Raw genomic sequence first — 24,944 nt, 5'->3', positions numbered from 1 at the left:
GCGAGTGTGCGCCTCATGCCTCGGCCGCCGTCGACTGGGGGTCGAGCACCGCGAGCGCGGCGTCGACGAGGGTGTTCACGAGCAGCACGCCCACGCCGTAGACGAGCACGGTGCCCTGCACGAGCGGGTAGTCCTTGGTCTGGATCGAGCTGACGATCGTGCTGCCGAGCCCCGGCCACGCGAACACCGTCTCGACGAGCACGGTGCCGGCGACGAGGCCGCTCAGCAGCAGCCCGCCGAGCGTGAGCGTCGCGGTCACGGCGTTCGGCAGCACGTGTCGCAGGGTGATGCGCGGCGCCCGCAGCCGCTTGGCGTGCGCGGTGCGCACGAAGTCGGCATCGAGCACGGAGAGCGCCTCGATGCGGAGGATGCGGGCGAGGATCGCCGCCGGCCCCAGCGCGAGCGCGAGCACGGGGAGGATGTACGACAGCGGTCCCTCGCGCCCGGCGACCGGCAGCCATCCGAGCTGGACGCCGAACACCGCAACGAGGGCCACCGCCAGGAGGAAGTCCGGGATCGATCCGATCACGACGCTCGTCGAGCTGAAGCCCACCTCGAGGCCCCGGGCCCTGCCCCGCTGCGTCGCCACGGCGACAGCCATGCCCAGCGGGATGGCGATGAGCACGGCGAGCACGAAGGCCAGCAGGGCGAGGGTGAGCGTGGCGGGCAGCCGCTGCGCGATCGTGTCGGCGACGGGCAGCTGCGACCCGATCGACACCCCGAGGTCCCCCGTGAACACCCCGCGGATGTAGTCGAGGTACTGCTGCCAGATCGGGTCGTTGAGCCCCAGCGATTCGCGCCGCGCCTCGACGACCGCGGCCGGGGCCGTCGGCCCCAGCGCCGCGCGGATCGGATCCCCGGGCACCAGGTGGATCATGAGGAAGGATGCCGTGATCAGGATCCACAGCGAGACGAGCAGCCGACCGGTGCGGCGGAGTGCGAACCTCAGCCAGCGGTGGTCGCCGACGCGCTTGTCGTCTTCGGCGATGCGGGTGGTCAGTGTCGTCATGTCGTCGATTCGATCCGAGGGTCGAGGGCGGCGCGGGGCTCTCAGCCGACCAGGCGGATGCTGGTCGGCTCGATCACGCCCGTCCAGTCGAACTCGGCGCCGTTGCCGAACATGTACACGGTGGCGTTGGCGAACGGCACGAGGTCCGCTGCGGCGAACAGCGCGCTCTCGGCCTCCTGCCAGACGTCGCAGCCCTCGCTGCCGTTCAGCTCGGACGCGCGCGTCACGGCATCCGTGTACTCGGCGTTCTCGATCGCCGAGAAGTTCGAGCCCTCCGGCGGCACGGTGCCGCTCACGAAGCCGATGGCCTGGTCGGGGCTGTTGACGCTGAGCGTGAGCCAGCCGATGTCCCAGGCTCCGGTGCTGAACGTCGCCTCCAGCAGCGCGGTCTCGTCCTGCTGCTTGCCGTCGACCTCGGCGCCGATCTCCTCCCATGCCGAGAGCGCGAGCTCGGCGGCCGCCGCGGCGGCGGCACCCAGGCTGTTCTCGTAGAGGAACGTCAGGCTCAGGCGCTGCCCGTCCTTGGCGCGCACGCCGTCCGATCCACGCACCCATCCTGCCTCGTCGAGAGTCGCGTTCGCGGCGTCGACGTCGAACTCCGGGCGCGACTCGGAGATCGCGTCGTACGTGCAGACGGTCGGCTCGACGACGGCGAGGGCCGTGGCCGGTCCGCCCTTGCCCGCGGTCATGACGTTCGCGAGCTCGTCGAAGTCGACCGCCTGGGTGAGCGCCAGTCGCACGGCCGGGTCGCTCGTCGGGTGCCCCTCGGCGTGGTTGTACCACTGCTCGCCGGCGATCGCGGTGCCCTCGCGCTGGAAGAGGTTCGCGCTGATCGCGCGGTCGGCGTCGGGGCCGGTGAGCTGGGCCGCGTTCGCCTCGCCCGAGAGCAGCAGGTTCGCCGCGGTGGTGCCGTCGGAGACGACCCGCACGTTCACCTTCGCCGGGATGCCCTCCTCGTCGACCGTGGCACCGCCGGGACCCCACGCGTAGTCCTCGCGCAGCTCGTACGTGTAGTGGTCGTTCGGCACGGCCTCGGTGAGCACGTACGGGCCGGTGCCGTCGGTGCCGGCCGCGAGCCCGTCGCGGTCGTTCAGCGAGGTGTCGCACACCATGGGCAGGCCGGAGAGTCCGAGCAGCAGGAACGGCGACGGGCTCGACAGGGTCATCGTGACCGTGTCGCCCTCGGCGGTGCTGGTCACCCCGACGGGCAGGAAGGCCCCGAGGAAGCCGCTCTGGTTCGCGGGGTCGGAGATCCAGTTCAGGTTGTCGGCCGCGCTCTGGGCGGTGAACGGCGTGCCGTCGCCGCAGGTGATGCCGTCCTGGATCTTCAGGGTCGCGGTGAGGCCGTCGACCTCCCACTCGGTGGCGAGCTGGCTGCGCACCTCGCCGTCGGCGTCGACGCTCACGAGCGTGTCGTAGGCGAGCTTGCTGATGTCGAACAGCGCGCTTCCCGCGGAGAGCTGGGGGTCGAGGCTGCCCGGATCGGAGCCGAGGATCTCGGTGAAGGTGCCTCCCTTCACCGGCTCACCCCCTCCTCCGTCCGAGCCGCATCCGGTGAGCACGGTGGCGAGAGCGGTCACGGCGACGACGGCGGTGACGGCGGTGCGATTCGGTGTCATGACGTTCCTCCAGGCAGTGGGTTCGTGCTTATCGGGGTGCACGCCGCGTGGCGACGAGGGTTCGGATGGTCAGCGCGACCGCGGCACGGCGCGGCCGAAGTGGATGTACGAGGCGCGGCCGTCGTCGGCCGGTTCGAGGAACGCGAGCACGAGGTGCAGGCCGTCCTTGCGTTCGCGGGCGATCAGCGAGGCATCGCCGTAGGGCACGAACTCGTCGGTCGAGGGCTCGGCGCCGAGTGCGCGCAGCTCGGGCGTGGGGCGCTGTTCGAGCCAGAGTCGGCCCTCCGCGTCCTGCGAGACCTCCATCTCGACGGTGGAGTTCGCGTACACGCCGAGGTAGCCGCTCACGTCCGGGGCGGACGACTCGGATGCCGCGGCGGGCGCCGCGTCTGCAGACGGCACGGGCGCCTCGGGAAGACCCGCTCCGGTGAGCTCGCGCAGCAGCGGATCCACGAGGTCGTGGAAGAGGCCGGCACCGTCGCCGCCGTTCGTGAGCAGCACGACGGCGACACCCGCCGCCGGCGCGATCCGCAGGAACGACGACTGGCCCACCGTGTTGCCGTCGTGTCCGAACAGCACGGAGTCCTCGTCGCGATCGATCTCCCACCCGAGGCCCCAGGCCGCTCCCATGCCGGCGACGCGCGGCAGGCGCACCTCCGTCGTGCGCATCGCGTTCGCGGCGGCCTGCGAGACGACCGCCTGCTCCTCATCCGACGCAGGCGAACCAGCCGCGGCACGGAGGTGCGCACGGGCGAACACGGCCAGGTCCTCGGCGGTCATCGCGAGCATCGACCCCGCCGGCTCGTTCGAGCGCGCCATCGCCCAGAACGGTGCGGGCTGCGGTTCGCCGCCGTCTCCGGCATCCACGTGTCCGACTGCGACGCGGTGCAGGATCGCCTCGTACGGGCTGGGCGAGACGCTGCGCAGGCCGAGCGGTGTCGCGAGGTGCGTGAGCAGCGCCTGCTCCCAGCTCGTGTCGCGCAGCCGCTCGATGAGCCGGCCCAGCACCACGTAGCCCGCGTTGCTGTACGAGAACAGCGCGCCCGGTTCGAAGATCTGCGCCGCCTCGGCGAGCAGCTCGACGTACTTCTCGACGGCGTCGTCGCCGCGACCGGTGTCGGTGAAGATGTCGCCCTCGATGCCCGAGCGGTGGCTGAGCAGGTGCCGCACGGTGATCGCCGCGGCGGCGGCCTCGTCGGCGAGCGCGAACTCCGGCAGGTACGTCCGGACGGGTGCGTCGAGGTCGACGAGCCCTTCGTCCACCAGCTGCATCACGAGCGTCGCGGTCCAGACCTTCGTGATCGATCCGATCTGGAACACGGCGTCCGTCGTCGCCTCGATCCGCGTCGCCGTGCTGAGGAGTCCGGCGGCGTGGGTGACGATCTCGCCGTCGACGAGGACCGCTACGGATGCCGCGGGCACTCCGCGCGCCTCGACCAGGGATCCGAGAGTGGACCGCAGGTGTTCACCGACCGCGTGGGGGCTCTGCATGGCCTCACTCTAGGCACCGCGTCGCCGATCGACGTTGGTCCGCTCCGACGGAACAGAATGCGGCGCTTCGTCTGATCCGACGAACCGGTGGGCGGAGCAAGCCCTTGTCCGGGCGCGGAGATTAGATAGACTATCTAAGTAATGTCTGCGTCCGATGACTCCCTCCACCTCACCGCGACAGACCTGCGCCTCGCCACCTTCCGGCTCGCCCGCCGCCTTCGGTGCGCCCGAGCCGTCGACGCGATGAGCGACGCGCAGCTCGCCGTGCTCGCGACCCTGCGCCTGCACGGACGACGCACCATCACCGCCCTCGCGGATGCCGAGCGCGTCACCGCCCCGTCGATGACGAGCATGATCAACGGCCTCGCCGAGCAGGGCTACGTCGTGCGCATCCCCGACGAGGAGGACCGCCGACGCGTGCAGGTCGACATCACCGAGACCGGGTCGGCGATCGTCGCCGAGACCATCCACCGGCGCGACCAGCTACTCGCCGGCATGCTCGCCGAGCTCGACTTCACCGAGGACGAGCTCTCGACGCTGCGCGAGGCCAGCGCCCTGATGCGGCGGGTGGTCGACCGATGAGCGCCATGTTCCGCTCGTTCGCGAACGTCAACTACCGCATCTGGTTCGCGGGCGCCCTCGTCTCGAACGTCGGCGGATGGATGCAGGCGACCGCCCAGGACTGGGTCGTGCTCACCGAGCTCACCGACAACGACGCCGCGGCCATGGGCGTCACGATGGCCCTGCAGTTCGGCCCGCCGCTCGTGCTCGTGAGCCTCACCGGATGGGTGGCCGACCGCTTCGAGCGGCGCCGCATCCTCCTCGCGACGCAGACCTCGCTGCTGCTGCTCGCGATCGCCGTCGGCGTCCTGCTGCTGAACGGGCTCATGACGCTGCCGATGATGTTCGGCTTCGCGGCGGCCTTCGGCGTCGTGAACGCGTTCGACGCCCCCGCGCGTCAGGCGTTCGTCTCCGACATGGTGTCGGTCGGCGACACCTCGAACGCGGTCGCCCTGAACTCGGCATCCTTCAACCTCGCCCGTATGATCGGGCCGGCCGTCGGCGGCCTGCTGATCGTCGCGATCGGGTCGGGCTGGGTGTTCATCGCGAACGCCGCGACGTTCCTCGCGATGCTCGTCGCCCTGCTCCTGCTCCGCACCGGCCAGCTCGCACCGCGCCTCAAGGGCCGCAGTCGCGGAGGCCTCGCCGCCGGATTCCGCTACGTGTGGGGGCGCAGCGATCTGCGCGTCGTGTTCGTGACCGTGTTCCTCATCGGCGCATTCGGCATGAACTTCCCCATCTTCGCCTCGACCATGGCGCTCGAGTTCGGTGCCGGCGCAGACGGGTACGGCGTCCTCAGCTCGATCCTCGCGATCGGCTCGCTCGCCGGAGCACTGCTCGCCGCCCGCCGCGACCGCGCCAGGGTGCGCGTCGTGATCTTCGCGGCCGGCGGCTTCGGCGTCGCCGCGTTCGTCTCCTCCGCGATGCCCACCTACCTCACGTACGCCATCACCCTCACGTTCACGGGCTTCATGATCGTGACCCTGCTCACCACGGCCAACGGCTACGTGCAGATGACGACCGACCCCGCGCTGCGCGGACGGGTGCTCGCGCTCTACATGGCCGTCATCATGGGATCGACCCCGGTCGGAGCGCCCATCGCGGGATGGGTGGCCGACACGTTCGGCCCCCGCAGCGCGATCATGCTCGGCGGCACGGCCGGTCTCGTCGCATGCGCGATCGGCACGATCTGGGTCATCACGTCCGGACGCCTCCGTCGCGCCGAGGATCGCCGCTTCCTGCTGACCCTCGACGAGACCCGTCCGCTGAGCGTCATCGACGAGCCCGAACTGGCCGAGCCCGCGGCATCCGCCGAGCCCGTCGACTACAGCGAGAAGGCCACAGCGACCACCCCGATCCGCATCGCGAAGCAGGACTGAGGCGGATCGCCCGGCGCGGGTTTGTCAACCCCTCGCCGCCCCGCGCCCAGCGGCGTAACGTCACGCACATGGACGACAACACAGGACGCACTCCGCACCCCGAGCAGCCCGCAGAGGGCTCCCCCGACATCAACCCCGAGCACAACACCGCCCCCGACGGCCGCGACGCCGACGACCTCGACGGCGGCGCGCAGGGCGCAGCCCAGGGCGGCGCGATCCAGGGCGACAACGCGCACGGCGAGTCGCCGCGCGGCGCGATCCAGGGCGAGGCCGCAGACGGCGACCCGCAGGGCGCGTCGCAGGGCGGGGCGATCCAGGGCGACAGCTCGCACGGGGAGTCGCCGCACGGCGCGATCCAGGGCGACGCGAACCCCGACCGCGACGTGCCCCTGGGCGGCGACGACACGACCGCCGCGCAGCTCGACGCCGACAACGACGTGGAACGCGACACCCTGCGCACCCTCGACCCCGAGGACCCGCCGGCCTGAGTCGAGGCCGGGGTCGGCGCGACGACGGCCGGGGCTAGGCGCCCAGCACGTGCTTGAGCTGCTCCACCGCCCAGTCGAGCTCGGTGGCGCGGATGACGATGGGCGGCGCGATGCGGATCGTCTGCCCGTGCGTGTCCTTCACGAGCACGCCGCGGTCGAGCAGGCGCTCCGCGATCTGACGCCCGGTGCCCTTCGCCGGGTCGATGTCGACGCCGGCCCAGAGCCCGGCGATGCGCACCGCGGTCACGCCGTGCTCCTTCAGCGGCTCCAGCGCCGCCGCGAGGTGCTCGCCGAGCGCGCGGGCGCGCTCCTGGAACTCGCCGCTCTCGAGCATCTCCACCACGCGCAGCCCCACGGCAGCCGCGAGCGGGTTGCCGCCGAACGTCGAGCCGTGCTCGCCGGGCTGGATGACGCCGAGCACGTCACTGTCGCCGACCACGGCGGAGACGGGCAGGATGCCGCCGCCGAGCGCCTTCCCGAGCAGATACAGGTCGGGCACGACGCCTTCGCGGTCGCAGGCGAACGTCTCCCCCACGCGGCCGAGGCCCGACTGGATCTCGTCGGCGATGAACAGCACGTTCTTCTCGTCGCAGATCTCACGGATGCGGCGCAGGTACCCCTCGGGCGGGATGATCACTCCGCCCTCGCCCTGGATCGGCTCGATGAGCACCGCGGCGGTGTCGGCCGTGATGGCGGCGGCGACGGCATCCGCGTCCCCGTAGGGCACGACGTCGAAGCCGGGCGTGTACGGGCCGAACCCGTCGCGCGCCTGCTCGTCGTCGCTGAAGCTCACGATGGTCGTGGTGCGCCCGTGGAAGTTGCCCGCGGCGACGATGATGCGCGCGGCGCCGTCGGCGATGCCCTTGACCCGGTAGCCCCACGCGCGGGCGACCTTGATGCCGGTCTCGACGGCCTCGGCTCCCGTGTTCATCGGCAGCACCATGTCCTTGCCCGCAAGCTCGGCGAGGGCTGCCGCGAACGGCTCGAGGCGGTCGCTGCGGAACGCGCGGCTCGTCAACGTGACGCGGCCGAGCTGCTCGGTGAGCGCGGCGACGAGGGCGGGATGCCGGTGGCCGAAGTTCACGGCCGAGTACGCCGCGAGCAGGTCGAGGTAGCGCTTGCCCTCGACGTCGGTGACCCATGCGCCCTCACCCCGCGCGATCGTGACCGGCAGCGGGTGGTAGTTGTGCGCGACGTGCGGCTCCGTGCCCTGCTCGGCCACAGCGCTCGCGTCGACCGCGGTCACTTCGCACCCCGCAGCTCGAGCGTGCAGCACTTGATGCCGCCGCCGCCGAGCAGCAGCTCCGACAGGTCGACCATGATCGGGTTGTAGCCGCGCTCGCGCAGCTGCTTCTCGAAGCCCACCGCCCGCGGCGAGATGACGACGTTGTATCCGTCGCTCGCGGAGTTCAGGCCGAACACGGCGCCGTCCTCGTCCGACACGAGGATCGCATCGGGGAAGCGCTTCTCGAGCTCGGCGCGGCTCGCGTCGTCGAAGGCGCCGGGCAGGTAGGCGATGTTGGCGTGCTCGGGTCCGCCGTTCTCGACGCCCTGCACGGGGTCGAGCACCGCGATGGCCGTGTCGAGGTGGTAGAAGCGCGGATCGATGAGGTTCAGCGACACGACCTCGCGGCCGAAGACCTCGCCCACCTCGCGGTGGCTGTCGCCGGTGGAGCGGAACCCGGTGCCGGCGAGGATCACGTCGCCGACGAGCAGGAAGTCGCCCTCACCCTCGTTGACCTCTTCGGGCATGACCGTGTCGAAGCCCGCGCCGCGGAACCACTCGGCGAATGCGGGCGCCTCGCCCTGGCGCTCCACGAAGCGGAACTCGGGCACGTAGGCGCGGCCGTCGATCACGAAGCCGCCGTTGGCGGTGTAGACCATGTCGGGGTATCCGGCGAGCGGCTCGATGAGCTCGACCTCGTGGCCCAGCTCCAGGTACAGGTCGTGCAGCTTCTGCCACTGTGCCACGGCCCGGTCGGTGTCGGTGGGCTTCGAGGGCTCCATCCACGGGTTGATGGAGTAGTTCACGGTGAAGTGCGACGGCTTGCACATCAGGTAGCGGCGGTGGTGCGCCGTGCGCGCGGTGGCTTCGGTGGCGGTGGCCTCGGACGCAGTGGTTTCGACAGACATGGAGCTCCTCGAACGGATGCGGCGGACGCTGTCCAGGGGCCCGGCGGTCCTTCGACCCGTGCCGCTCCGAGGGAGTCGGCGCTCGGGGAAGATGCGACTCGAGCACGCCGACACCCATTGTGTCACCCGTCGCCTGACCGGGGCCAGAGCGCTGAGCGGTTTCGAATCGCGCACCTGGCAACTTTCGACCCCCGAGTTCTGCGATTCAGGCGATTCGAATCGGCCGGCATCCGCGAGTCGACGCCGACTACTCCGCGCCGCGCACGACCACCTTGCCGACCGTGTGCCCTGCCTCGACGTGGGCGAGCGCCGACGAGGCGCGCGCGAAGCCGTATTCGCGCTCGATCACCGGCGTGATGCGCCCCTCGGCGGTGAGGTCGAGGAGTGCGGTCAGCACCTCCGCCCGCGGCGTCGCCATGAGCGAGCGGATGCGGCGACGCGACCCGATCGAGCGCAGGGCGGCGGCGAGGATGCGGGGCATCGGCCCCAGCACGTGCCCGCCGTTCCCGGCGGTGAGCACGACCCGCCCGCCGTCGCTGACGAGACGCTGCAGGTCGCGCAGCGGGATGCCGCCGGCGATGTCGACCACGGCATCGAAGTGCCCGCCGGGCAGCGTCGACAGGGGTGTGCGACGGTGGTCGATCGTGCGCACGGCGCCGAGGTGCTCGACGAGAGGCGCGTTGCGCTCCCCGCACGTCGCCCACACCTCGGCCCCGCGCAGGGCGGCGAGCTGCACGGCGAATGTGCCGACTCCGCCCGAGGCGCCGATCACGAGGACGCGCCCCGGCGCGGCATCCGGGTTCCCGCCGATCGAGCGGATGCCGACGCCGGCGAGGTCGAGCGCCTGCCAGGCCGTGCCGGCGGCCACCGGGAGGGTGGCGGCGATCCCGGAGGCCACATCGGCGGGCACGGGTACGAGGCGGGATGCCGGGACGGCGACGTGCGAGGCCAGCCCGCCCCCGCCGACCAGTTCGCCCACGACCCGGGTGCCGAGATCGATGCCGATCACGTCGGGGCCGAGCTCGACGACGGTGCCGGCGACCTCCATGCCGCGGACGGGGTGCTTCGGCTTCGTGAGGCCGAACACCGGGCGCACGAGCAGCGGGTCGCCGAGCAGCAGACGCACATCGCCGGCGTTGAGCGAGGTCGCCTCGACCCGCACGACCACCTCGCCGCGGCGCGGTACGGGCATCGGGATCCCGGTGAGTCGGACCCCGTCGGCGGGGCCGTACGTCTCGCGGCTCCACGCGGGGATGGTGCTGTGAGTGGCGGACGGAGCATCGCGGTGAGTGGGGTTCGCAGCGGACATGTCAGCCCTCCTTCGGGGTGGTGTCGGGGTACTGGAAGAGATCGTCGAGGCCGACGCCGAACGCGCGGGCGATCTGGAAGGCGAGCTCGAGGGTCGGCGAGTACTTCTCCTGCTCGATCGCGATGAGGGTCTGGCGCGTCACCCCGATCGAGCGCGCGAGCTCGGCCTGGGTCAGCCCCGCGGCCTCGCGGTGCGTGCGGATGCTGTTGGAGACGAGGGTGGGCTTGACCATCAGACGAGACCCCGACGGTAGGCGATGGCGCGGGCCACGCCGCCGACCACCGCTGACACCGCGAAGCCCGCGAACATGGCGTTCGCGATCCAGAACACGTCGGCGCCGATCGCGCACAGGGCGATCACGGCGAGCCCCGCGATCACGAGGAATCCCTGCTCCACCCGGCCGCCCATGCGGCTGATGTCGCGGTCGCGGATGTCGGATCTGCCGACGCCGTCGGGGTCGCGCGCGCCGGCGACGATCCCCCAGACGACGCTGACCACGATGGTGGCGACGATGCCGACGCCGATGGTCCACAGCATCGGCGGCAGCCAGTCGATCTCGGCGACCGGGGTACTCGCGGCCTGCTGCAGCACGATGACGATGTACGCGGGGATGACGAGCACGCTGACGATCAGCCCCGCCCAGACGTTGCGCTCCTCGTAGACCATGACCGCTCCTCATGTAAAAGATTGTTTACATGAGGGACGGTACGCCGCCCCCGCGCAGGTGTCAAGAATCTTTTACATATCGCATTTCGAATCGCCTGCTTTGCAATCCCGAGGGTCGTCGGGTGGTAATTCGCGCGATTCGAATCGGCGGGCCCGCTCAGATGACCTCGGCGCTCCAGTCGTCCGGGTTGCCGTAGCGGTGGGCCGTGATGGCGATGGCCTGCTCGTGCACGAAGGGCAGCAGCTCGATGCGCGCCGCCGACGTCACCTCGCCGTCGTACACCGCGAGGTCGGGGTCGCCGCCGACGGCGCCGGCGAGCGATCGGCGCAGCTCGCCGACCGACGCGCGCGTGCCGACGAGCCGGACGCGCGACGGGTGGCCGTCGGCCTGCATCCGCTCGATCCAGTCCTCGTCGCTCTCGAGATAGACCGTGGCCCCCACGTCTCCGAGCGCGTGGCGCACGGCCGCGGGCAGCCCGACCGGGGTCGACAGCGTGAACGGGGCGCCGGCGCGCACCGCCGCGATGACGACGCGCAGCAGCTCCTGCCAGCCCGCGTCCGACGTGGCGCGGATCCCTACGGGCACCGGCCGGTACCGGAAGAGGTTCCGCTCGACGCCGAGCCGCGACACGTCGCGCACCTTGCCGAACTCGCGATCCCAGGCGAGCGCATCCGAGAGCGCCGAGCGACGCAGCCACTCGAACGCCTCGTAGTCGAGCGACGGCTGGGCCGACTCGATCAGGGCCGTGATCCGGGCATCGAGGCCGCGCAGATGCAGCGTGCTCGACACCGGGCCCGTGGCCCGCGACCGCCACGATCCCAGGCCGATGAGGTAGTTCGGGCCGCCGGCCTTCGCGCCGGGTCCGACCGACGAGCGCTTCCAGCCGCCGAACGGCTGACGCTGCACGATCGCGCCGGTGATGCCGCGGTTCACGTACAGGTTGCCGGCCTGCACGCGGTCGAGCCACAGCGCGAGCTCGGCGGGGTCCTGCGTGTACAGCCCCGCGGTGAGACCGTATGCGACGGCGTTCTGCAGCTCGATCGCGCGCTCGAGGGTCGGGGCGTGCATGACGCCGAGCACGGGTCCGAAGAACTCCTCGGTGTGGAAGCGCGATCCCGCCTGCACGCCGACGCGGATGCCGGGACGCCACAGTCGTCCGGTCTGATCGTCGGCGGAGACGGCCGGCTCGATGAGCCACTGCTCCTCGCCCTCGAGTTCGGTGAGCGCCCACGCGAGCTTGCCCTGCGGACGCTCGATCACGGGTCCGACCTCGGCCAAAGGGTCGGTCGGCCAGCCGACGTGCAGCGATCGCGTCGCGTCGGCGAGCTGACGGGCGAACCGCTGCGAGCGCCCGACCGGTCCGACGAGGATGGCGAGGGATGCCGCCGAGCACTTCTGCCCCGCGTGCCCGAACGCGCTGCGCACGAGGTCGGACACCGCGAGGTCGAGGTCGGCCGACGGGGTGACGATCATGGCGTTCTTGCCGCTGGTCTCCGCGAGCAGCGGCAGGTCGGGACGCCAGGAGCGGAAGAGCGCCGCGGTCTCCCAGGAGCCGGTGAGGATGACGCGGTCGACGCCCTGGTGCGTGATGAGCTCCCGCCCCAGGTCGCCTTCCTCGATGTCGACGAGGGCGAGCGCGTCGCGCGGCACGCCCGCCTGCCACAGGGTCTCGGCGATCACCGCGGCGCAGCGGCGCGACTGCGGCGCCGGCTTGAACACGACGCCCGAGCCGGCGGCGAGCGCGGCGAGCACTCCTCCCGAGGGGATCGCGAGCGGGAAGTTCCACGGCGGGGCCACCACCGTGACGCCCGCCGGCACGAACGAGGCGCCGGCGACGGCATCCAGTTCTCGAGCGGTCGCCGCGTAGTAGCGCGCGAAGTCGACGGCCTCGCTGACCTCGACGTCGGCTTCGGCGAACACCTTGCCGGTCTCGGCCGCGGCGACCTCGATGAGGTCGCCGCGGCGGCTCTCGAGCGCGGCGGCCGCGCGCAGCAGCACCTCGGCACGCTCGGCGGCGGGGCGCGCGCCCCACTGCCCGCCGGCACCCCGCGTGCGCGCGATCGTGGTGTCGAGCACGCCGGCGTCGTCGACGCGAGCGGCGGCGATCGTGTCGTCGCCGAGCGTCGACGACGCGATCCGCTCCCGCACCCCGACCGCCCACTCGCGGTTCGCCGGCAGGGCGGGATCGGTGTCGGCGGTGTTCGAGAATCCGGGGGCGCCGTCGCCCGCGCGGTCGAGTTCGCGCGGCGAGTACACCGCCGTCTCCAGGAACGGGGCGCCGGTGTCGTCGGATCCGCGCGAGATGCCGAGCACGGCCTTGGTGAGGTCCTCCTCCGGCGCGGGGGCGACGGGGGCGGGCCGGACCGATTCGTGCACGGGCGCGAGGCGGTCCTGCGTGCGACGAGGCCCGGTGCGCAGCGTGGGCGACGTCGAGCGCTCGAGCGCGTCGAGGAAGCGGTCCTGCTCCCGCACGAACAGCGCCTGGTCGTCGCCCAGCCGGAAGGCCGCGGAGAGGAAGTTCTCGGGAGAGGCGTTCTCCTCCAGGCGCCGCACGAGGTAGCTGATCGCGACGTCGAACTCGTCGGGCCTCACCACGGGCACGTACAGCAGCACCTCGCCGACCTCGCGGGAGACGGCCTGCACCTGTCCCTGCGCCATGCCGAGCAGCATCTCGAACTCGATCGGGGGCTGGGAGCCGGGACCCGCGCCCGCCCCCGTCGCTCCACGCACGCCCCGCTCTCCAGCGAGCAGCCACGCGTACGCGATGCCGAACAGGTTGTGCCCGGCGATCCCGAGCCGCACCGCCGCCACGTTCTCGGGGCGCAGCGCCCAGTCGAGGCAGCGCAGGTAGTTCGCGTCGGTGTCGACCTTGGTGTCGTAGGTCGCCGTTGGCCAGCCGTGCATGGTCGCCTCGACGCGCTCCATCGCGAGGTTCGCCCCCTTCACGAGCCGCACCTTGATCGGCGCCCCGCCGTGCGCGACGCGCTCCTGCGCCCAGGCCGTGAGCTCCTGCAGCGCGGGTAGCGCGTCCGGCAGGTATGCCTGCAGCACGATCCCAGCCTCGAGCCCCTGCAGTCGCGGGTCTTCGAGGATGCGCGTGAACACGGCGATGGTCAGATCGAGGTCGCGGTACTCCTCCATGTCGAGGTTGATGAAGGTGCGGTCGGACGCCGCCGTGAGATACAGCGGGAGCAGGCGGTCGACGACGGCCTCCACGACCTCGTCGAACGCCCACATCGAGATGTGGCTGATGATCGCCGAGACCTTGACCGAGACGTAGTCGACGTCGGGGCGTCGGATCAGATCGTGGATGCCGTCGAGCCGGCGCTTCGCCTCGGCCTCGCCGAGCACGGCCTCGCCGAGCAGGTTGAGGTTGAGGCGCGCACCGGACTCGCGGATCTTCGCGATGGCCGGGCCGAGCTTCGCGGGGCGCGCGTCGACGACGAGGTGGCCCACCATCTCGCGCAGCACGCGGCGAGCGATGGGCACGACGGGTGCGGGCAGGATCGGCGCGACGCCGCCACCCAGCCGCACGGCGGAGCGCAGGTACCAGGGCAGGAACTCGGGCACGATCGGCGCGATGCGGTGGAGCTGGGATGCCGCGGCGCCCAGGCTCTCGGGGCGCATGACGCCGTCGACGAAGCCGAGCGTGAACGGGAGGCCGTTGGTGTCCTGCAGCACTCCGGCGAGGCGCTCGGCGGCGGGGTCGACGTCGGCGGCCGCCGCCTCGGTCACCCAGCGGCGGGCGAGGTCGATCGCGCGGTCCGCGAAAGTGTCGGACGGGTCTGCAGACGGCATCGGGTCGGCCATGTGCTCAGGCTATTACCGCGCGCCCCCTCTCCTCGCGCCCCCGCGCCGCCGCGCCTCGCGCTCGCCCCCCCCGTCTCAACGCCGACCCACCCCCTTGTGCGCGACCCACCCCTGTTCGTTCGGGCCGCAGAGGGGTGGCTCGCGCAGAAGGGGGTGGGTCGGCGGGGTCAGCTGCCCGCTGCCAGCATCTCGTCGTACCCCTCGCGGAACGTCGGGTACGACAGCTCGCCCAGCAGCCCGTGGGCGAGGCTCCCGTCGAGCACGGTGCCGCCGCCGGCATCCCCCTCGCTCTGCGGCGGAGCCGCGACGCCCAGCCGTGAGGCGATGTGCGCCACGACCGCACTGAGCCGGACGGGCTCCCGGTCGATCGCGTGCACGAGGGCGGGTGGGGCGTCGGCGCGCAGGAGCACGTCGAGGAGCCGCACGAGATCGGATTCGTGGATGCGGTTGGTGCGGCGCTCGTGGTCGACGGCGGCGCCCTCGCGCACGCGGCGGATCAGCGAGTCGCGCCCGGGACCGTAGATGCCGGCGGGGCGCACGACGATCGCCCCGAGCAGGTCGACGGCGAGCTGCTCCCCCTCGACGAGAGCATCGCCGCGCTCACCCGTCGTGAGCGTCGGGTCGGCCTCGGTGAGCGGGGCGCGCCCGTCGGATCCGCCGAACTCCTGCGAGCCGTACCCCTCGAACACCCTGGTCGACGAGACGAAGAGCACGCGCTCCGGGCGAGCGGGCAGAGCGGCGGCGAGGTGCGTGAGCGCGGCGGGGTAGATCGAACCCTCCGGCCCGGTGCCCGGCGGCAGCGTGACGACGACGGCGTCGAACGCCGGCAGTGGCGACGAGAGCGGATGCCGCAGGTCGGCCTCGATCGTCGAGAACGCGGCAGGCAGTCCCGAGGCGTCGCGACGGATCGCCGTGACCTCGCCTCCCTCGGCGACGAGCCGCTCGCCGAGCGCCGTGCCGAGCGCGCCGCACCCGACGAGCAGCGTGCGTGCGGGGCGGTGCGTGCCGGCATCCGTCATGCCGTCAGCTCCACTCGCTCGGCGCGGGCATGCGCACGGGAGGCAGAGCGGATGCCGCGGCCCAGTCGTGCACCCAGGCGTCGATCTCCCGCACGCCCTCCGGCTTGCCGACGGCGGCGAAGAGCTCTTCGTTGCTCACGGTGCCGCCGGTGCGGCGCAGCATCCGCGCGCGGACGATCGCTCGCGCGTACACCTGGCCCTTGACGACGGCGCGGTGCTCCATGAAGAGGGCCTTCTCGTCGTGCCCGATGAATCGGGACTGCACCTCGAACCGCTGCCACAGCTGCAGCGACTTGCGGAACGTGATCGTCTCGCTGGAGACGACCGCGTACCAGCCGCGATCCTTCATGGCGTCGAGGAGTCCCGTGCGGATGAGCAGATCCCAGCGACCGAGGTCGAACAGCGACAGGTACCGGCCGTTGTTCATGTGCCGCAGGATGTCGATGTCGCTGGGCAGCGTCGTCAGCCGGATGGTGCCGACGGCGGTCGGATCGAGGGTCTTGCCACGCCGTGCGCGACGGCGGGCTGCGAGGATCACGAGGAGGGTGCGCCAGATCACGTTCACGAGGATCGATCGTAGCCATCGACGCACGATCGGCGAACATCGTTGTTCGATTCCTCCAGGTGGTGTTACAGCGGGATTTCGGCATCCTGCTCGATTTCTCGATCGTGTGCGCCGCGCGTAGAGTCACCGCATGAGCGCCGAAGCCCACCCTGAAGTCATCGTCCGTCCGGTCCGTGATGTGGACGCGGAAGCCCTTGGTCGTGTGCACGCGCAGTGCTGGCACGAGACCTACGACCACCTGATCAGCAAGGCCGCGCTCGAGAAGGTCTCGCCCCGGCGCATGGCCGAGCTGTGGACCCACTGGGCGGCGCAGGGCCCCGAGTTCACGATGAACGCCGCGCTCGTCGACGGTGAGATCGTGGGCTTCGCCGGTTCCGGTCCGGCGCGCGACAAGGACGCCCCCGCGTTCCGCGAGCTCTACTTCATCTACCTGCTCGACGCCTGGCACGGCACCGGCATCGGCCAGAAGCTGTTCGACGCCGCGGTCGAGAAGGACGAGCCCCTGTACCTCTGGGTCGCCGAGGACAACCCCCGCGCGCACCGCTTCTACACGCGCAACGGCTTCACGCTCGACGGCGCCACCCACACGGAGCCCTTCCTCGGCGAGACCCTCACCGAGGTGCGCTTCACCCGCTGATCCGCGCGCGCCGCGCGTGTGCGCGTGCGCGTGCGCCAGCGCCGCGCGTGGCACCGCGCGCGCCCCGAGACCCACCACTCCCGTCGAGACCCACCACCCCATACGTCGGGGCCGGTGGGTCTCGGCGCGCGGGGTGGGTCTCGGCGCGCGAGGGCCGGCGCGCGCGGTGGGTCTCGGCGCGCGCCCGCGCGCAGGACTCGAGGATGCCGCGGTCAGCGCCCCGAGACGTTGCCGAACAGCTTCGCGATCGGCGCGATCACGAGCGGACGCGCCGCCACCCAGCCGATGCCGATCACGACCATGGACGCCACGAAGACCCAGAACCCGGTCCAGGTGACGGCATCCTGCGCGGCGTACATGTGGTTGAGGTTGCGCAGGAATCCGGTGAGGAACACCAGCGCGACGTGGACGACGATGAACGCCACGAAGTACAGCATCACGGGGAAGTGCACGGCCCGCGCCCACTCGATCGGGTACGCCTTCGAGAGGCGCTCTGCCCTCTTCGGCCACATCCCCGACATGCGGAAGCCGGTCACCGCGGCGAGCGGCGCAGCGAGGAACACCGTCGCGAAGTACGCGATCTGCTGCAGGCTGTTGTAGTTGTTCCAGCCGTTCTCGTGCGGCCAGTCGAACGACACGTACTGCAGCGCGGCCGACAGCGCGTTCGGGAAGACCTCCCAACTGGTGGGCACGATCCGCGCCCAGTGGCCGGTCACGAACAGCAGCACGACGAAGATCACGCCGTTCACGAGCCACAGGATGTCGAGCGCCTGGTGGAACCAGATCGTCAGACTGACCTTGCCCTTGGGGTTGTTGCGCGGCGTCCAGAACGCGGTCGGACGCTTCTCGCTGCGGATGCGCAGCCCCGATCGGATGATCAGCACCATGAGGAACACGTTGAAGAAGTGCTGCCAGCCGATCCACGGCGCGAAGCCCGGCTCGACGTGCACGGCGGGTTCGTACTCGCCGGGGAATGCGGCAAGGAAGTCCTGCATGAACGGGACGCTCAGCAGCGCGCGCACGAACGCCACGGCTGCGCCGGCGAGGATGCCGAGGGCTGCGGCGCCGAACAGCCCGGCGATCGCCTGCGGCCACGTCGGGAGACGACGGGAGGATGCCGGTGCGTCAGCGACATGGCGCGGGGCCCGACCGTCCCACACCGTCTTCCTCCACGGCAGCGGGGTGGAGACGTCGGCGACCGTCGCGACCGTCGAGACCGTCGAGACCGTGTTCGAGGAGACGTCCGCCGCCGTGCCCGCAGCTTCGGGGGCCGACAGGTGAGGTGTCGGCGTTCCAGGCGAAATCGGTCCGACATCTGGGGTGTCGGACCCCGACGTGACGAGGGAGGGGACGGTGCCGGCGGGCGGCCACGGCTCGCCTCCGCGGGTGCGCGGAAGGCCGCGCCGCACAGATGCCACTCCCCCACCCCGCGGCTCGTCGAGCGAGGACGACGCCTCCGCCTCCACACCCCGCGGCTCGTCGAGCGCGGACGACGCCTCCGCCTCCACACCCCGCGGGTCGTCGAGCGAGGACGACGCCTCCGCCTCCACACCCCGCGGCTCGTCGAGCGACGACGATGTCGACCGAGACGAGACGCGGTCCCCTCCGTGCGACGCCGCCACGGTCACGTCTGCCGGGGGCCAGGGCTCACCGCCGGGCGTGCGCGGGAGTCCGCGGCGGAGCGTCGCGCCGGCAGTATGGCGCGTTTCGTCTCGCTCCGCTCGCTCAACGACCGGCGCTTCGGCGACCGCGGAACCCTGGCGCGTTTCGTCTCGCTCCGCTCGCTCAACGACCGGAGGTTCAACGACCGGCGCCTCGACCGCGGCGACCTCGACCGCCCCCGCGGGCGGCCAGGGCTCCCCGCCGCGTGTGCGCGGGAGGCCGCGGCGCAGCATCCGCTCTGCCATGTCTACTTCTTCCGGGCCTCGAGGGCGGCGATCACCTGGGGGACGACGGTGAACAGGTCGCCGACGATGCCGAAGTCGGCGACGTCGAAGATGGGCGCCTCGGCGTCTTTGTTGATCGCGACGATCGTCTTCGCGGTCTGCATTCCGGCGCGGTGCTGGATGGCGCCGGAGATGCCGAGCGCGACATACAGCTGCGGCGACACGGAGACTCCGGTCTGCCCGACCTGGTGCGACTGCGGGATGTACCCCGCGTCGACCGCGGCGCGGGATGCTCCGACGGCCGCGCCGAGCGCGTCGGCGAGCTCTTCGACGAGGACGAACTTCTCCTTGGAGGCGAGGCCGCGTCCGCCGGAGACGACGCGGGCCGCTCCGCGCAGTTCGGGGCGCGACGAGGTCGTCTCGACGGCTTCGACGGCGCCGACGGTCGCGGTCGCCGCTCCGGATGCCGTGACGGCGAGCTCCTCGACGGTGGGCGCGTCCACGGCGCCGGCGCGGGTGTCGACCGCTCCCTGCCGCACGGTGATGACGGGGGTGCCGTAGGTGGGCGCCGCGTCGACGAGGTAGGCACCGCCGTAGACGGAGTGGTGCGCCACGACGCCCTCGTCGTCGCGCGAGACGCCGACGGCGTCGACGCACAGGGCGTTGCGGGTGCGCACGGCGAAGCGTCCGGCGACGTCGCGCCCGGCGATCGAGTTCGAGATGAGCACGGCGTCGGGGCGCACCTTCTCGTACGCGGCTTGCAGGGCGTCGACGACGGGCACGGTGAGCGCGGTCGCGTCGCCCGCGGCCGTCAGCACGACGGCGGCGCCGGCTGCAGCGGCCTGGGCTGCGGCATCCTCCGCGCCGCCGACGATGAGGGCGACGGGCGAGCCGATGCTCGACGCGGCGCCGAGGAGGGCCGCGGTGCTGCTGGCCGGCGCGCCGGACGGGTCGACGTCGACGAGCACGAGCACGGGGTTCTCGGGGTAGCTCATGTCACACCAGCCTGTTCTCTGCGAGGTAGTCGACGAGTTTCTGGGCCGCGTCGCCCTCGTCGACGATCTTGACGCCTGCGGCGCGCGGCGGCTTCTCCGACACGGCGGTCATGATCGTGCGGGGGGCCTCTGCGGGGTCGGCGGAGACGCCGAGGTCGTCGAGGGTGAGCACGTCGAGCGGCTTCTTCTTCGCCGCCATGATGCCCTTGAAGTTCGGGAAGCGCGCGTCGGGCAGCGCTTCGGTGATCGAGATGACGGCGGGGAGGGATGCCGAGATCGGCTGCGCTCCGGCATCCGCGCCTCTCGTGCCGCTGATGCCGTCGGCGGTGATCTCGACCGCGGTGAGCGCGGTCGCCTGTGCCCAGCCCAGGTGCTCGGCGAGCATCGCTGCCATGACGCCGCCCGAGCCGTCGGTCGACAGGTTGCCGGTGATGACCAGGTCGGGCTCGCCGCGGCGGATCGCCGCCGCGAGGACTTCGGCCGTGAGCCCGAGGTCGGCGCCGGCGAGGCGCTCGTCGGCGATGTGCACGGCCGATCCGGCGCCGATCGCGAGTGCTCGGCGCACCGACGCGGTCGACCCCTCGGGGGCCATCGCGACGGCCACGACCTCGGTGCCCTCGTTCTTGTCGGCGTGGCTCAGCGCGACCTCGAGAGCACGCTCGGTGATCTCGTCGAGCACGACGTCTCCGGCGCCGCGATCGGCCAGGCCGGTCTCGAGGTCCAGCTTGCGGTCGCCGTAGGTGTCCGGCACCTCTTTGACCAGGACGAAGATCTTCATGGATTGCTCCTCACGACTGCCTCGATTCTAGCGTGGTGAAACTGAGTCCCATCCGGAAAGCGACCGAGAACCAGCGATCTCCGGATCGCCGCATGCCCTACCGTAGAGACGTGGTCCGATCCCGCCCTCTGCCCGTCGATCCGCTCGCCGAAGCGAAGCGGCAGTGGCTCGCGCACGGATGGACGGATGCCGCAGACGGCATGACCGTCGTGACCTCGGTCATGCGGGCCCAGCAGCTGCTGCTCGCGCGGGTCGACGCGACCCTGAAGCCGTTCGCCCTGACCTTCGCCCGGTACGAGATGCTGCGCCTGCTGGCGTTCAGCCGGGCCGGACGCCTGCCGCTGTCGAGTGTCGTCGCCCGTCTGCAGGTGCACGCGACGACCGTGACGAGCACCGCCGAGCGCCTCGTGCGCGACGGGCTCATCGTTCGCGAGCCGCACCCCCACGACGGACGCGCCGCGCTGCTCGCCCTCACCGACCCGGGCCGCGCGCTCGTCGAGAAGGCCACGGCCGCGCTCAACAGCGAGGTCTTCTCCGACCCCGGCATCAGCCGCGACGACGCCACCGAGCTGGTCGCGATCGTCGCGCGCATGCGCAAGGCCGCCGGCGACTTCGCCGATCCGCGCCCGCAGCCCGAGGCGCTCTGACATGGCGCGCTTCGTGCGCGAGCGGGTCATCGCCGCTCCCCCGGCCGAGGTCTTCACCGCATCGCTGGATCCCCAGCTGCACGTGCGGTCGATGGCGCGGCACGGCGAGACCATGGTCGAGGCTCCGCCCGGCGGTGTCTTCACGGAGGGGTCGACGGTCACGTGGCGGGCGCGGCACTTCGGCATCCCGTTCCGGCTGCGGTCGATGGTGTTCGACATCGACGAGCCCCGCGGGTTCCGCGACCGCCAGATCGCGGGTCCCTTCGGGGCGTTCCTGCACGAGCACGAGTTCCACCCGCATGAGCGCGGGACGCTCATGCGCGACACGATCACGTTCCGCTCGCCGTTCGGTCCGATCGGACGCCTCGTCGACCGGCTCTTCATGACGGCGTACCTGCGGCGGCTCATCTCGGAACGCAACGACACCATCTCCTCCGAGATCGAGGGCCGCGGGCGTACCCTGTCGCCATGAGCGAACTGCGTGTGCACACCACCCTCACCGGACGCGGCTCCGCCGCCGCCATCCTCCTCACCGACGAGCAGGTGTCGTCGCTCGGCGCGGGCAAGGCGTTCCCCGTCGCCGTCACGATCGACGGACGCACCGCGCGACTGCGACTCGCCCGCATGGGCGGAGAGAACATGATCGGGTTCAGCAAGGCGGTCCGCAGCGACCTCGGAGTCGAGATCGGCCAGGAGGTCGACGCGGTGATCCGCGTGGATGCCGCGGAACGCACCGTCGAGGTGCCGCCGCCGCTCGCCGCCGCGCTCGACGCCGACCCCGCGCTGCGCGCCGCCTTCGACGCCCTGTCGCCCTCGGCACGCAAGGAGCACGCCCGCTCCGTCGCCGAGGCGAAGCAGGACGCGACGCGCGATCGGCGCATCGAGAAGATCGTCGCCGCGCTCCGCGGCTGATCGCCGGACGCCTCCCGTCGGGATCCGCGTCGGGTCGGCGGATCGCGTCGGGTCAGTGGGACGCAGGGGATCAGCGGTTCTGGAAGTCGGGTGCACGCTTCTCCCGGAAGGCAGCCATGCCCTCCTTCTGGTCGGCGGTGTCGAACAGGGCGGCGAACGCCCTCTTCTCGTGCGCGAGGCCGTCGGCGAGCGACGTCTCCATCGCGGCATCCAGCGCGGCCTTCGCCGCGTACACCGACGGGAGCGACTTCGAGGCGATGGTCTCGGCGAGCGCGGCGGCCTCGTCGAGCAGGTCGGATGCCGGGACCACGCGTGACACGAGTCCGGACCGCTCCGCCTCCTCGGCGCCCATGAACCGACCGGAGAGGACGAGTTCGGCGGCCTTGTAGTAGCCCACCGCGCGGATGAGGCGCTGGGTGCCGCCCATGCCGGGGATGACGCCGAGGTTGATCTCCGGCTGACCGAACTTCGCGGTGTCGGCCGCGAGGATGATGTCGCACATCATGGCGAGCTCGCATCCGCCGCCGAGCGCGAAGCCCGATACCGCCGCGATCACGGGCGTCTTCACTGCGGCGAACTCGTGCCAGATGCCGAAGTGGTCGGTCTCGAGCATCTCGTCGCCCGACATGCCCTCCATCTCCTTGATGTCGGCTCCGGCGGCGAACGCCTTCTCGGAGCCGGTGACGATGATCGCGCCCACGCCGTCGTCGAGGTCGAAGGCCTGAGCCGCGGCGGTGATGTCCTCGGCGAGCTGGGAGTTCAGGGCGTTCAACGCCTGCGGCCTGTTCAGGGTGATCCACCCGACCCGTCCGCGCTGCTCGACCAGGATCGTCTCGTACTCGGTCATGAAGGCCCTCTCCGTCTTCGAATAGCGTGCTTTGCAACGAGAGCTGTCGAATCGTTGCATTGTGCGCGATTCGAAATCCCCTGCACGACGATCGTCACACGGTCCCTGCTCGGATGTCGGTGATGATGCCGGAGAAGTCCCGGCCCGCCCCGTCGCCTGCGGCGAACGCGGCGTACAGCTCCTGTGCCAGGCGACCCATGCGGGCATCCGTCGAGGTCTGCTCGATCGCCTGCAGCGCGAGCCCGAGGTCCTTCGCCATGAGCGCTCCCGCGAAGCCGGGCTGATAGTCGCGGTTCGCGGGGCTCGTCGGCACCGGACCGGGCACCGGGCAGTTGGTGGTGATCGACCAGCACTGCCCCGACGCCTGCGACACGACGTCGAACAGCGCCTGGTGCTCGAGTCCGAGTCGCTCTCCGAGCACGAACGCCTCCGCCACCGCGATCTGCGACACCGCGAGCACCATGTTGTTGCAGACCTTCGCCGCCTGGCCGAGCCCCGGGCCGCCGCAGTGCACGATGCGCTTGCCCATGACTTCGAGCAGCGGCAGCGCGGCGGCGTAGTCCTCGTCCGAGCCGCCCACCATGAAGGCGAGCGTCCCGTTCTCGGCACCCACGACACCGCCCGAGACGGGGGCGTCGATGTGGCGGTGGCCGGCGGCGAGCGCAAGCGCGTGCGCGGCCCGCGCCTCGTCGACAGCGATGGTCGACGATTCGATGAACAGGGTGCCCGGCCGGGCGCCCGCGAGCAGTTCGGCGCGGTACGCGTCGAGCACATGCCTCCCCGCCGGGAACATCGTGATGACGACGTCGGCGTCGGCGACGGCATCCGCTCCGCTGGCGGCGACGGGGATGCCGGCGGCTTCCGCGGCCGCGATCGCCGCCGGCACGACGTCGAAGCCGTGCACCCGGTGCCCGGCTGCGACGAGGTTGCGGGCCATCGGCAGGCCCATGTGCCCGAGCCCGAGGAACGCGATGCGCGTGCTCATGAGGCGCTCCGCGTCGCGTTCAGGCCGCCGCGCTGCAGGGTCGCCGACCCCGAGGCCCGCAGCATCTCGCGTCCGACGATGAGCCGCATGATCTCGTTCGTGCCCTCGAGGATCTGGTGCACGCGCAGATCCCGCACGACCCGCTCGATGCCGTAGTCCTGCAGGTAGCCGTATCCGCCGTGCAGCTGCAGCGCGCGGTTGGCGACGTCGAATCCGGCATCCGTCGCGAAGCGCTTGGCCATCGCGCAGCGCATGGTCGCGTCGGGTGCGTGCTCGTCGACGGCCCTCGCGCCGTCGCTCACCATGAGGCGGGCGGCCTGCAGGTCGGTGCGCATGTCGGCGACCTGGAACAGGATCGACTGCTTCTCGGCCAGCGGTTCACCGAACGCGACCCGCTCGTGCACGTACTGCACGGCCCGATCGAGCGCCCACTGCGCGCCGCCGAGCGAGCAGGCGGCGATGTTCAGGCGTCCGCCGTTGAGCGCCGACATCGCGATCGCGAAACCGCGTCCCTCCTCACCGAGAAGAGCGGATGCCGGCACCCGCACCCCGTCGAGGATCACGGGCCTCGTGGGCTGGGCGTGCCAGCCCATCTTCTTCTCCGGGGCTCCGAAGCTCAGCCCGGCGGCGTCGCCCGGTACGAGGAACGCGCTGATGCCGCGGGCTCCCGGTTCGCCGGTGCGCGCCATGACGACGTACACCGCCGCCTCTCCCGCTCCCGAGATGAACTGCTTGACGCCCGTCAGCACGTAGTCGTCGCCGTCGCGCACAGCGCTGGTGGCGATGTTCGCGGCATCCGACCCGGCCCCCGGTTCGGTGAGGCAGTAGCCGCCGAACTCCTGCATGGCGGTGAGCTGCGGCAGCCAGGCTGCGCGCTGGGTCTCGTCGCCGTAGGTGTCGATCATCCACGCGACCATGTTGTGGATGGAGATGTAGGCCGCGACCGCGGGGTCGCCCTTCGCGAGCTCCTCGAAGATCGCGACGGTGTCGGTGCGACTGAGCGCCGTGCCGCCGAACTCCTCGCGCACGTAGATGCCGCCGAGGCCGAGCTCGCCCGCCTTCTGCAGCGACTCCCGGGGGAAGAGGTGCTTCTCGTCGCGTTCGGCGGCGAACGGCGCGAGCTCGGTGTCGGCGAACTCGCGGACGGCGCCGATGATCGCCTCGCGCTCCTCGGCGGTGGTGACGGTGATGGTGTCGGTCATGGTGG

At 71.6% G+C, this 24,944-nt stretch carries 24 protein-coding genes; 7 read left to right on the top strand and 17 right to left on the bottom strand.

Going from position 1 to position 24,944, the window contains the following annotated elements:
- Window positions 1–13: 13 nt before the first annotated feature.
- The 3 genes from MRBLWO14_RS11605 to MRBLWO14_RS11595 all read right to left on the bottom strand — a co-directional run bounded on the left by MRBLWO14_RS11605 (window position 14) and on the right by MRBLWO14_RS11595 (window position 4,119).
- Window positions 14–1,009 (bottom strand): ABC transporter permease, encoded by a 996-nt coding sequence (locus MRBLWO14_RS11605; protein WP_341933315.1) that lies wholly within the window; start codon window positions 1,007–1,009, stop codon window positions 14–16.
- Between the two features lie 41 nt (window positions 1,010–1,050).
- Entirely contained in the window at window positions 1,051–2,628 is a 1,578-nt protein-coding gene (locus MRBLWO14_RS11600; RefSeq protein ID WP_341933314.1) for an ABC transporter substrate-binding protein, read from the bottom strand.
- 69 nt (window positions 2,629–2,697) lie between these two features.
- On the bottom strand, window positions 2,698–4,119 hold the full coding sequence (locus MRBLWO14_RS11595; protein ID WP_341933313.1) for a serine hydrolase domain-containing protein: 1,422 nt from the start codon (window positions 4,117–4,119) through the stop codon (window positions 2,698–2,700).
- A gap of 141 nt (window positions 4,120–4,260) precedes the next feature.
- Between MRBLWO14_RS11595 and MRBLWO14_RS11590 the strand changes: the two genes are divergently transcribed.
- From MRBLWO14_RS11590 to MRBLWO14_RS11580, 3 genes are all read left to right on the top strand, one after another.
- A complete protein-coding gene (locus tag MRBLWO14_RS11590) occupies window positions 4,261–4,701 on the top strand; it encodes a MarR family transcriptional regulator (protein WP_341933312.1) in 441 nt (146 codons plus the stop codon).
- A gap of 5 nt (window positions 4,702–4,706) precedes the next feature.
- On the top strand, window positions 4,707–6,059 hold the full coding sequence (locus MRBLWO14_RS11585) for an MFS transporter (RefSeq protein ID WP_341936191.1): 1,353 nt from the start codon (window positions 4,707–4,709) through the stop codon (window positions 6,057–6,059).
- A gap of 68 nt (window positions 6,060–6,127) precedes the next feature.
- A complete protein-coding gene (locus MRBLWO14_RS11580; RefSeq protein WP_341933311.1) occupies window positions 6,128–6,547 on the top strand; it encodes a hypothetical protein in 420 nt (139 codons plus the stop codon).
- A gap of 34 nt (window positions 6,548–6,581) precedes the next feature.
- Here the strand turns inward: MRBLWO14_RS11580 and rocD are convergent, their stop codons facing one another.
- The 8 genes from rocD to MRBLWO14_RS11540 all read right to left on the bottom strand — a co-directional run bounded on the left by rocD (window position 6,582) and on the right by MRBLWO14_RS11540 (window position 16,050).
- Window positions 6,582–7,793 (bottom strand): ornithine--oxo-acid transaminase, encoded by a 1,212-nt coding sequence (gene rocD / locus MRBLWO14_RS11575; RefSeq protein WP_341933310.1) that lies wholly within the window; start codon window positions 7,791–7,793, stop codon window positions 6,582–6,584.
- A complete protein-coding gene (gene ddaH, locus MRBLWO14_RS11570) occupies window positions 7,790–8,680 on the bottom strand; it encodes a dimethylargininase (RefSeq protein ID WP_341933309.1) in 891 nt (296 codons plus the stop codon). Before ddaH ends, rocD begins: the two co-directional genes overlap by 4 nt.
- Window positions 8,681–8,927: 247 nt before the next feature.
- Window positions 8,928–9,989 carry an NAD(P)-dependent alcohol dehydrogenase gene (locus tag MRBLWO14_RS11565; protein WP_341933308.1) on the bottom strand — a complete coding sequence of 354 codons (1,062 nt, stop codon included), beginning with the start codon at window positions 9,987–9,989 and terminating at the stop codon, window positions 8,928–8,930.
- 1 nt (window position 9,990) lies between these two features.
- Window positions 9,991–10,221, bottom strand: coding sequence for a helix-turn-helix transcriptional regulator (locus MRBLWO14_RS11560; protein WP_341933307.1), 231 nt, complete (start codon window positions 10,219–10,221; stop codon window positions 9,991–9,993).
- Window positions 10,221–10,655, bottom strand: coding sequence for a hypothetical protein (locus tag MRBLWO14_RS11555; protein ID WP_341933306.1), 435 nt, complete (start codon window positions 10,653–10,655; stop codon window positions 10,221–10,223). The genes MRBLWO14_RS11560 and MRBLWO14_RS11555 overlap by 1 nt, the downstream gene beginning before the upstream one ends.
- Before the next feature lie 157 nt (window positions 10,656–10,812).
- Window positions 10,813–14,466, bottom strand: coding sequence for a proline dehydrogenase family protein (locus tag MRBLWO14_RS11550; RefSeq protein ID WP_341933305.1), 3,654 nt, complete (start codon window positions 14,464–14,466; stop codon window positions 10,813–10,815).
- 167 nt (window positions 14,467–14,633) lie between these two features.
- Window positions 14,634–15,485: an SDR family NAD(P)-dependent oxidoreductase gene (locus MRBLWO14_RS11545; RefSeq protein ID WP_341933304.1), complete on the bottom strand. Its 852-nt coding sequence runs from the start codon at window positions 15,483–15,485 to the stop codon at window positions 14,634–14,636.
- A gap of 4 nt (window positions 15,486–15,489) precedes the next feature.
- On the bottom strand, window positions 15,490–16,050 hold the full coding sequence (locus tag MRBLWO14_RS11540; protein WP_341933303.1) for an acyl-CoA thioesterase: 561 nt from the start codon (window positions 16,048–16,050) through the stop codon (window positions 15,490–15,492).
- Window positions 16,051–16,180: 130 nt separating this feature from the next.
- On the opposite strand from MRBLWO14_RS11540, the gene MRBLWO14_RS11535 reads away from it, so the two are divergent.
- The gene (locus MRBLWO14_RS11535) at window positions 16,181–16,687 is read left to right on the top strand and encodes a GNAT family N-acetyltransferase (protein ID WP_096715007.1); all 507 of its coding nucleotides are present in this window, start codon (window positions 16,181–16,183) and stop codon (window positions 16,685–16,687) included.
- A 212-nt stretch (window positions 16,688–16,899) separates the two neighbouring features.
- Here MRBLWO14_RS11535 and MRBLWO14_RS11530 read toward each other — a convergent pair whose 3' ends face one another.
- The 3 genes from MRBLWO14_RS11530 to MRBLWO14_RS11520 form a co-directional block, all read right to left on the bottom strand.
- Complete coding sequence (locus tag MRBLWO14_RS11530) at window positions 16,900–18,309, bottom strand: cytochrome b/b6 domain-containing protein (RefSeq protein ID WP_341933302.1); 1,410 nt, start codon at window positions 18,307–18,309, stop codon at window positions 16,900–16,902.
- Window positions 18,310–18,596: 287 nt separating this feature from the next.
- A complete protein-coding gene (locus MRBLWO14_RS11525; protein WP_341933301.1) occupies window positions 18,597–19,568 on the bottom strand; it encodes an electron transfer flavoprotein subunit alpha/FixB family protein in 972 nt (323 codons plus the stop codon).
- Between the two features lies 1 nt (window position 19,569).
- Entirely contained in the window at window positions 19,570–20,346 is a 777-nt protein-coding gene (locus MRBLWO14_RS11520) for an electron transfer flavoprotein subunit beta/FixA family protein (protein ID WP_341933300.1), read from the bottom strand.
- A gap of 110 nt (window positions 20,347–20,456) precedes the next feature.
- On the opposite strand from MRBLWO14_RS11520, the gene MRBLWO14_RS11515 reads away from it, so the two are divergent.
- From MRBLWO14_RS11515 to MRBLWO14_RS11505, 3 genes are read left to right on the top strand one after another with little or no spacing between them, the layout of a single operon-like run.
- Window positions 20,457–20,993, top strand: a complete 537-nt coding sequence (locus tag MRBLWO14_RS11515) for a MarR family transcriptional regulator (RefSeq protein ID WP_341933299.1) — start codon at window positions 20,457–20,459, stop codon at window positions 20,991–20,993.
- A 1-nt stretch (window position 20,994) separates the two neighbouring features.
- Window positions 20,995–21,465, top strand: a complete 471-nt coding sequence (locus MRBLWO14_RS11510; RefSeq protein WP_341933298.1) for an SRPBCC family protein — start codon at window positions 20,995–20,997, stop codon at window positions 21,463–21,465.
- Window positions 21,462–21,905: a YdeI/OmpD-associated family protein gene (locus MRBLWO14_RS11505; protein WP_341933297.1), complete on the top strand. Its 444-nt coding sequence runs from the start codon at window positions 21,462–21,464 to the stop codon at window positions 21,903–21,905. The genes MRBLWO14_RS11510 and MRBLWO14_RS11505 overlap by 4 nt, the downstream gene beginning before the upstream one ends.
- Before the next feature lie 70 nt (window positions 21,906–21,975).
- Here MRBLWO14_RS11505 and MRBLWO14_RS11500 read toward each other — a convergent pair whose 3' ends face one another.
- From MRBLWO14_RS11500 to MRBLWO14_RS11490, 3 genes are all read right to left on the bottom strand, one after another.
- On the bottom strand, window positions 21,976–22,752 hold the full coding sequence (locus MRBLWO14_RS11500) for an enoyl-CoA hydratase (protein ID WP_341933296.1): 777 nt from the start codon (window positions 22,750–22,752) through the stop codon (window positions 21,976–21,978).
- 94 nt (window positions 22,753–22,846) lie between these two features.
- Window positions 22,847–23,737: a 3-hydroxyisobutyrate dehydrogenase gene (gene mmsB / locus MRBLWO14_RS11495; RefSeq protein WP_341933295.1), complete on the bottom strand. Its 891-nt coding sequence runs from the start codon at window positions 23,735–23,737 to the stop codon at window positions 22,847–22,849.
- A complete protein-coding gene (locus MRBLWO14_RS11490) occupies window positions 23,734–24,939 on the bottom strand; it encodes an acyl-CoA dehydrogenase family protein (protein WP_341933294.1) in 1,206 nt (401 codons plus the stop codon). The genes mmsB and MRBLWO14_RS11490 overlap by 4 nt, the downstream gene beginning before the upstream one ends.
- Window positions 24,940–24,944: the final 5 nt, after the last annotated feature.

Origin of the sequence: Microbacterium sp. LWO14-1.2, assembly GCF_038397715.1 — a bacterium.
In the GTDB taxonomy this organism is placed as follows: Bacteria; Actinomycetota; Actinomycetes; order Actinomycetales; family Microbacteriaceae; genus Microbacterium.
Note: the sequence above shows the minus strand (reverse complement) of the source record. Positions and strands in the feature narration are given on the sequence as shown.

Coding starts and splice junctions, on each gene's coding strand:
- MRBLWO14_RS11580 (WP_341933311.1), top strand. CDS start 6,128: ATGGACGACAACACAGGACGCACTCCGCACCCCGAGCAGCCCGCAGAG.
- MRBLWO14_RS11520 (WP_341933300.1), bottom strand. CDS start 20,346: ATGAAGATCTTCGTCCTGGTCAAAGAGGTGCCGGACACCTACGGCGAC.
- mmsB (WP_341933295.1), bottom strand. CDS start 23,737: ATGAGCACGCGCATCGCGTTCCTCGGGCTCGGGCACATGGGCCTGCCG.
- MRBLWO14_RS11545 (WP_341933304.1), bottom strand. CDS start 15,485: ATGACGGATGCCGGCACGCACCGCCCCGCACGCACGCTGCTCGTCGGG.
- MRBLWO14_RS11590 (WP_341933312.1), top strand. CDS start 4,261: ATGTCTGCGTCCGATGACTCCCTCCACCTCACCGCGACAGACCTGCGC.
- MRBLWO14_RS11525 (WP_341933301.1), bottom strand. CDS start 19,568: ATGAGCTACCCCGAGAACCCCGTGCTCGTGCTCGTCGACGTCGACCCG.
- ddaH (WP_341933309.1), bottom strand. CDS start 8,680: ATGTCTGTCGAAACCACTGCGTCCGAGGCCACCGCCACCGAAGCCACC.
- MRBLWO14_RS11555 (WP_341933306.1), bottom strand. CDS start 10,655: ATGGTCTACGAGGAGCGCAACGTCTGGGCGGGGCTGATCGTCAGCGTG.
- MRBLWO14_RS11490 (WP_341933294.1), bottom strand. CDS start 24,939: ATGACCGACACCATCACCGTCACCACCGCCGAGGAGCGCGAGGCGATC.
- MRBLWO14_RS11585 (WP_341936191.1), top strand. CDS start 4,707: ATGTTCCGCTCGTTCGCGAACGTCAACTACCGCATCTGGTTCGCGGGC.
- MRBLWO14_RS11510 (WP_341933298.1), top strand. CDS start 20,995: ATGGCGCGCTTCGTGCGCGAGCGGGTCATCGCCGCTCCCCCGGCCGAG.
- MRBLWO14_RS11565 (WP_341933308.1), bottom strand. CDS start 9,989: ATGTCCGCTGCGAACCCCACTCACCGCGATGCTCCGTCCGCCACTCAC.
- MRBLWO14_RS11595 (WP_341933313.1), bottom strand. CDS start 4,119: ATGCAGAGCCCCCACGCGGTCGGTGAACACCTGCGGTCCACTCTCGGA.
- MRBLWO14_RS11535 (WP_096715007.1), top strand. CDS start 16,181: ATGAGCGCCGAAGCCCACCCTGAAGTCATCGTCCGTCCGGTCCGTGAT.
- MRBLWO14_RS11500 (WP_341933296.1), bottom strand. CDS start 22,752: ATGACCGAGTACGAGACGATCCTGGTCGAGCAGCGCGGACGGGTCGGG.
- MRBLWO14_RS11605 (WP_341933315.1), bottom strand. CDS start 1,009: ATGACGACACTGACCACCCGCATCGCCGAAGACGACAAGCGCGTCGGC.
- MRBLWO14_RS11560 (WP_341933307.1), bottom strand. CDS start 10,221: ATGGTCAAGCCCACCCTCGTCTCCAACAGCATCCGCACGCACCGCGAG.
- MRBLWO14_RS11505 (WP_341933297.1), top strand. CDS start 21,462: ATGAGCGAACTGCGTGTGCACACCACCCTCACCGGACGCGGCTCCGCC.
- MRBLWO14_RS11600 (WP_341933314.1), bottom strand. CDS start 2,628: ATGACACCGAATCGCACCGCCGTCACCGCCGTCGTCGCCGTGACCGCT.
- MRBLWO14_RS11550 (WP_341933305.1), bottom strand. CDS start 14,466: ATGGCCGACCCGATGCCGTCTGCAGACCCGTCCGACACTTTCGCGGAC.